This window comes from Roseateles sp. P2_H4, from assembly GCF_056403315.1.
Genome location: NZ_JBFUFR010000061.1, coordinates 22,019 through 28,692 on the forward strand (window position 1 = coordinate 22,019; position 6,674 = coordinate 28,692).

The 6,674-nt window shown below is 68.0% G+C and carries 4 protein-coding genes; 2 read left to right on the plus strand and 2 right to left on the minus strand.

Translation table 11 applies throughout. The features are described 5' to 3' along the window. Positions 1–22 precede the first annotated feature (22 nt). Positions 23–1,927 (plus strand): acyltransferase family protein, encoded by a 1,905-nt coding sequence (locus tag AC1DW3_RS28715; protein WP_477937343.1) that lies wholly within the window; start codon positions 23–25, stop codon positions 1,925–1,927. 24 nt (positions 1,928–1,951) lie between these two features. Beyond that, positions 1,952–3,841 carry an acyltransferase family protein gene (locus AC1DW3_RS28720; RefSeq protein WP_477937344.1) on the plus strand — a complete coding sequence of 630 codons (1,890 nt, stop codon included), beginning with the start codon at positions 1,952–1,954 and terminating at the stop codon, positions 3,839–3,841. 37 nt (positions 3,842–3,878) lie between these two features. Here AC1DW3_RS28720 and wecB read toward each other — a convergent pair whose 3' ends face one another. Together wecB and AC1DW3_RS28730 are read right to left on the minus strand one after the other, a co-directional pair. Further along, positions 3,879–4,994 carry a non-hydrolyzing UDP-N-acetylglucosamine 2-epimerase gene (gene wecB / locus AC1DW3_RS28725; RefSeq protein WP_477937346.1) on the minus strand — a complete coding sequence of 372 codons (1,116 nt, stop codon included), beginning with the start codon at positions 4,992–4,994 and terminating at the stop codon, positions 3,879–3,881. 18 nt (positions 4,995–5,012) lie between these two features. Beyond that, a partial coding sequence (locus AC1DW3_RS28730) for an asparagine synthetase B family protein (protein ID WP_477937348.1) occupies positions 5,013–6,674 on the minus strand: 1,662 nt, incomplete at its 5' end.

A 6,674-nucleotide genomic window follows, 5' to 3' on the forward strand; every position in this document is an offset into this window, starting at 1 on the left:
GCGCTGAGCTGATTCCTCGCGCATGAAATTCCGCCCCGACATCGAAGGACTGCGAGCCCTGGCCATCGTGCCCGTGGTGGTGTTCCATGCCTGGCCAGCGCTGCTGACCGGCGGCTTCGTCGGTGTGGACATCTTCTTCGTGATCTCGGGCTACCTGATCACGACGCTGCTGCTGCAGCGGCTGCAGGCCGGCACCTACAGCATCGCCTCCTTCTATGCGGCGCGCATCCGGCGCATCTTCCCGGCGCTGTTCGTTATGCTGGCCCTCATCGTGCCGGCGGCGTGGCTGCTGCTGGCGCCTCAGGCAATGAGCGAGCTCGCGCGCGTGTTCGGTGCGACGGGCGTGTTCGCATCCAACCTGGAGCTCTACCGCACCACGGGTTATTTCGAAGGCGCGACCGAGCTCAAGCCGCTGGTGCACACCTGGTCGCTGGCGGTGGAGGAGCAGTACTACATCGTCTTCCCGCTGCTGCTGGCGGCCCTGTACCGCTGGGCACGCGGCGCCGTTGGCCTGGTGCTGGCGGGCGTGGGGCTGCTGTCGCTGGCCTATGCCCAGTACCTGATCGGTAGCGACGCCGCGCTGGCCTTCTATTCCGCGTTGTCGCGCACCTGCGAGTTGATGGTGGGCTCGCTGCTGGCCGTGCGCGTCGCCAGCGGTCGCGCACCTTTGTCGGCCGGCGCGCGGCAAGTGCTCGGCCTGGCAGGCCTGTTGGCCATCCTGTCGGCCTGCCTGCTGCTGACGCCGGAATCCTCATTCCCCGGCATGACGGCGTTGTGGCCCTGTCTGGGCGCGGCCGCGCTGATCGAGGCCGGGCGAGGGGAGGGGAGCCTCGCCAGCCGTGTGCTGGCGCTGGCGCCGCTGCGCTGGATCGGCGCCTTGAGCTTCTCCCTCTATCTGTGGCACTGGCCCATGCTCGTGTTTGCACGCCATCTGCTGTTGGGCCATCCGGACGCGCTGCAGGCGGGAGTGGCCGTGCTGTTGGCCGTCGGCCTGGCCTGGGCGTCGCTGCGGTGGGTCGAGGCGCCGGTGCGCCATGCGTCCTGGAGCCAGCGCAGCTTCCTGCTGTCGGGCGCTGCCGCCATCGCGGCCTGCCTGCTGCTGGCGGGCGGCCTACTGTTTGCCGCTCGACTTGCGGCTGAGGCACCGTCGCCAGCCAACAAGCTGCTGGCGTCAGCGGTCGACCACAGCCCTAGCCGCGAGCGCTGCCATACGCGCGAGCGAGTACAGGTCGCCTACGTCGACCGCTGTCAGTTCGGCTCTGCCGATGCACCACACCAACTCTTCGTCTGGGGCGACAGCCATGGCGTGGAGATTGGTCATGTGCTGGTAGAGTCGCTTGAGCCTAGTCGCAGCCTCGCCGTGATGACGGCCGCAGCTTGCCCACCGGCGCTCGGCTTCGCGCTTCCTGGCCGTTTCTACTGTGAGAAACACAACGACGCGGTGTTGGCCGGCCTCATGGCTGATGCCAAAGTGGATCGTGTACTGGTCGTCAGCCGTACATCCGCCTACCTGAGAGACCCGAAGTCGGCTGACGCTTTCGAACGCGGGCTGCAGAAGGCCGCGCAAGCGCTGGTGGACGCCGGCAAGCAGGTCTGGCTGCTGGATCCCGTGCCGACCTATGACTATCCGGTGCCAGCCGCGCTTGCCCAATACGAGCACCGCGGCCAAGATCCTGCGGCGTTCGGCATGCCGAGCGGCGACTACCTCCGTGCTGAAAGCCCGGGCTTGGCGACGTTGAAACGCGTGGCTGCGGCCACTGGCGCGCAGCGCATCGCGATCGACGCTGCCCTGTGCGGCGAAGGGCGCTGTGCCGTCATCGGCACGGATGGCCAGGGCTTGTACCTCGACAACAATCATCTGAGCATGGCCGGATCGCGGTTGCTGGCGAAGCGGGCGCTTCAGCCCGTGCTTGAGGCGAGCCATTAGTAAGGCGGAGACGCTGCATCACAGATGAAATTCCGCCCCGACATCGAAGGCCTTCGAGCCCTGGCCATCGTGCCCGTGGTGGTGTTCCATGCCTGGCCCGCGCTGCTGCCCAGCGGCTTCGTCGGCGTGGACATCTTCTTCGTGATCTCGGGCTACCTCATCACGACGCTGCTGCTGCAGCGCCTGGCGGCCGGCAAGTACAGCATTGCGTCCTTCTACGCAGCGCGCATCCGGCGCATCTTCCCGGCCTTGTTCGCGATGCTGGCCATCGTCGGGCCGCTGTGCCTATGGTTAATGGAGCCGCAGCCGCTGCGTGAATTCGCGCGACTGCTGGGCGCCACGGGGCTGTTCGTTTCCAACATCGAGTTGTATCGAACGACTGGCTATTTCGAAAGCGCGGCCGAACTGAAACCGCTGCTGCACACCTGGTCGCTCGCTGTCGAGGAACAGTACTACATCGTCTTTCCTCCGTTGCTGGGCTTGCTATGGCGATTTGCGCCACGCTTCATCGGCTGGGTGCTGTTGGGTATCGGTGCCGTGTCACTGGCTTATTGCCTGCGGCTGATGCCCTATGCCCCCGACCTCGCGTTCTACGCCGCGCCGGCGCGCACGTTCGAGCTGATGACGGGCTCTGTCCTGGCATGGTGGGTGAGCCGAGGTGGTGGACGCATGGCGCGCCCCGACTGGGTGAATGACGTCGTCGGCTTGACGGCATCGCTGGCGCTCGTGGCCGCATTGCTGCTGCTGCGGGCAGAACACGACTTCCCCGGCCCGTCAGCGCTATGGCCCTGCCTGGCCACGGCGGCGCTGATCTGGGTCGGTGAAACCGGGCGCTGCCATGCCACGCGCTGGCTGTCGGTAGCGCCACTGCGCTGGATAGGCGCGCAGTCCTTCTCGCTCTACCTCTGGCACTGGCCCATGCTGGTGCTGGCGCGCCATTGGTTGCTGGACGAGCCCACGGCCCTGCAGGCAGCCGTGGCCGTCGCGGCGTCCGTGCTGCTGGCCTGGGCCTCATTGCGCTGGGTCGAGGCACCGGTGCGCCACGCGGCGATACCACAACGCGTGCTGCTGTTCGCTGGCGCGTCGACCATCCTTCTCAGCCTGGCTGGCGCCTGGGGCCTGACGCTGGCGTCGGACCATCGCGCCGCGCAGCCAGGGCGCGACGCGCTGCTGCGGGCGGGCGCGGACGACTCTAGCCCGGACCGCAAGCGCTGCCACTCGTCCGGTAGCCGTTGGCTGGACTACAACGCGCGCTGCCTGTTCGGCCCGCCGACGGCGACCAAGACATTGGTGGTCTGGGCCGACAGCCATGGGGTCGAGATCGCTCGCGCCTTGGGTGACCAAGCGGTTGACCACCGCGTCGCGCAACTGACGAGCTCCAGCTGCCCCCCAGCATTGAGCTTTGCCGTGCCGGGCCGGGGGCGCTGCGAGGCCGTGAATCGGGCCTTGCTGGAGCACATCATTCGCGATGAGAGCGTCGACGCAGTGCTTCTGACGGCGCGATACGAGTTGTATATAGATGGCGCCGACGCGGCAGCCTTCGAGGCCGGCCTTGCGCAGAGCGTGAAGCGCCTGCGCGACGCCGGCAAGCAGGTGCTGCTGCTGGACCCCGTGCCGACCTATCACTACCCGGTCCCGGCCGCGTTGGCCTTGCGCTGGCGGCGCGGCGACGAACTGGAACCTCAAGGCCAGACGCCGTTGCAGTACGACCACCGGCAGGCGGCCGCACTGGCCATGGTGGAGCGTCTGGCCACGCAGGGCGGCGCCACGCGTGTATCAGTGCGAGAGCAGCTGTGCTCGGGCGAGCGCTGCCGCCTGCTCGAAGGCGACAGCCCGCTCTACTTCGACAGCAACCACCTCAGCATGCATGGCGCTGCACTGATCGTGCCGGCCGTACTGCAGCGGCTCAAGTAAGCGCCAAGCCGGCGCAGCCACCGCGCCGGGGAGCGCCTCAGGCGTGCAGGCGCGCCGCCAGCGCCTCGACGATGCGCTCCGACGAATGGCCGTCCCAGAGCGCGGGGCGACGCCCGGCCTTGGCACGCCCGCCCAGCGCATCGCGACAGGCTTCGAGCACGCGCGCCGGGTCGGTGCCGGCCAGCACATTGCTGCCCTCGTCCACGGTCACGGGCCGCTCGGTGCTTTCGCGCATCGTCACGCAGGGCACGCCCAGGGCGGTTGTTTCCTCCTGCAGGCCGCCGCTGTCGGTGAGCACGACGACGGCATCCTTCCACAGGTGCAGGAAGGACATATAGGGCTGAGGGCCCAGCACATGCACGTTGGGCGCCAGCGCCACGCCGAGCGCCTCCAGGTTCTTGCGGGTGCGCGGGTGCATCGGGAAGACGACGGGCACCTCGGCGGCCAGTGCATTGACGACGCCGGCTGCGCGCCGCAGATTGGCTTCGCCGTCAACGTTGCTGGGGCGGTGCAGCGTGACCACCGCGTAGCGCCCCAGCTGGCGCTTCAGCGCATCGCTTTCGAGCGTGGTGGTGTCGAAATCCTGCCCCAGCTTGGCGGCCTGGTAGAGCAGGTTGTCCACCATCACATGGCCCACGTCGTGGATGGCGTCCGGGGATTGGCCTTCGCGCAGCAGATGGGCACGGCCGGAAGGCTCCGTCACGAAGAACCAGTCCGTGATGGCATCGGTGACGAGGCGATTGATCTCCTCCGGCATGGCACGGTCGCCGCTGCGCAGGCCGGCCTCCACGTGTGCCACCGGCACGCCGGCCTTCTTGGCCACGATGGCGCAGGCCAGCGTCGAGTTCACGTCACCCACGACCAGGCAGCAGGCCGGGCGGTCCTCGGCGACGCAGGCCTCGTAGGCCATCATGATCTTGCCGGATTGCTCGGCATGTGTGCCGCCGCCGCAGTTCAGGCGCACGTCCGGCGTCGGGATGCCGAGTTCCTGGAAGAACACGTCATTCATGTCCTTGTCGAAATGCTGGCCGGTGTGGATCAGTCGCGCCTGCAACCGGCCGTCGGCCGCGATCGCGCGCAGCAGCGGCGCGATCTTCATGAAGTTGGGCCGGGCGCCGGCGATCAGGTGCACGAGGGGGCGAGGATCAGACATGGCGTGTATCCAAAAAAGTTAGGCGGCGATGCGGTAGTCCGGCGCATGGCGTCGCATCCACTGCTCCAGCATCATCAGCGTCCAGACCGTCTCGCCGTAATAGCCGGCATGCTCCTTGAGGCGCTCGGTCAACAGGCTTTCGACGAAGTCGGCACGCACGATGCCGCGGGCGGCGATGCCGCGCAGCGACTCGGCAGCCAGCGCGTTCAGCGCGGCGTCCTTCACCGCCCACGGGCCGAAGGGCAGGCCGAAGCCGTGCTTCTTCTTCGTCAGGATCTCGTCGGGCAGGAAGCCGCGCAGCGCCTCCTTGAAAAACCAGCGCAGTTTCATGCCCTTGAGCTTGTAGCTGGTCGGCAGCTTCAGCGAGAAGTCCAGCAGGCGCGTGTCCAGCAGCGGGAAGCCGACGTCGACGCCGGCCAGGGCTGTCGTGCCGACGACCTTGGGCAGGTCGTTCTCGGCCAGCGTGTAGCGCCAGTCGAAGGCGAGCATCTGGTTGACGAGGCTGGCTTCGCGCGGGCCGGCGGCCCAGGTGGCGCGCTGGTGCTGGCGCGGGCCATCGGTATCGACGGCGGCCAGGAAGGCCGGTGTCAGCATATTGGCCAGGCCCAGGCGATCCAGCAGGTTGTAGCTCTGCATGCGGTCCGGCATCGGCACGCGGGCCTGGCGGATATAGCTCGTGCCCTTCTTCAGCAACGGGATGTTGCCGGTGACGGGGTTCATGAACAGCGGGTTCAGCAGGCCGGCCCGCAGCGGCGACGGGATCTGGCTGTAGACGTGGAAGATGCGCTCCTTGGCATAGCGGGTGTTGCCGCCAAAGAGTTCGTCGCCGCCGTCGCCGGCAAGGATGCGGGTGTAGCCGTCGGCGCGTGCCTTGCTGGCGCAGTAGAAGGCCGGCACGGCCGAGGAATTGCCGAAGGGCTGGTCGTAGTGGGCCGCCACGTCGGGAATGGCCTTCACGAGGTCGGCCGGCGTCACGTAGTACTCGTGGTGATCGGCGCCATAGGCCTTGGCGGCGATGCGCGCGTACTCCATCTCGTCATAGCCCTCGGCTTCGAAGCCGATGGAATAGCTGGCGGGCGGTCGGTCGGTCGCTTCACGCAGCAGGCCGCAGACGCTGGAGCTGTCGGTACCACCGCTCAGGAAGCAGGCGGTCTTGCCATCGGCGCTCAGCCTGTCCTTGACCGATGCCCGCAGGATGCTGCGGAACTCGTCGCGCAGCGTGTCGAAGTTGGGGTTGGCCTGCTCGTTGAAGCGCGCAACCCAGTAGGGCGCGACCGTCAGCTGGCCGTTCTCGAACAGCGCGTAGTGCGCGGGCGGCAGCCGGTGGATGCCGGCATAGATGGTGCGCGGCGACGGGATGCAGTGGTGGAACAGGTAGTTGAAGAGGGCCTGGGTGTCGAGCTCGCGGATGCCGAGCTGGCGGGCCAGGTCATCGGCACGTGTGGCGAAGTGCAGGCGCCCGTCGTGGACCGCATAGCAGAGGCTGTGCACGGCGAAGCGGTCGACCGCGAGATAGGTGCCGCCGCTGGGCAGGCTCATCGCCACCGAGAACTCGCCGCCCACGTCGGCCGCGCAGGCCGTGCCGCGCGCGGCATAGGCCTGGCTCCAGGCAGCCAGGGCGTCGGAGGCCCGGTCGGCAAAGCGAGGCGTGCCGGAGGCGAAGGGCGTGTCGGGCGGCAG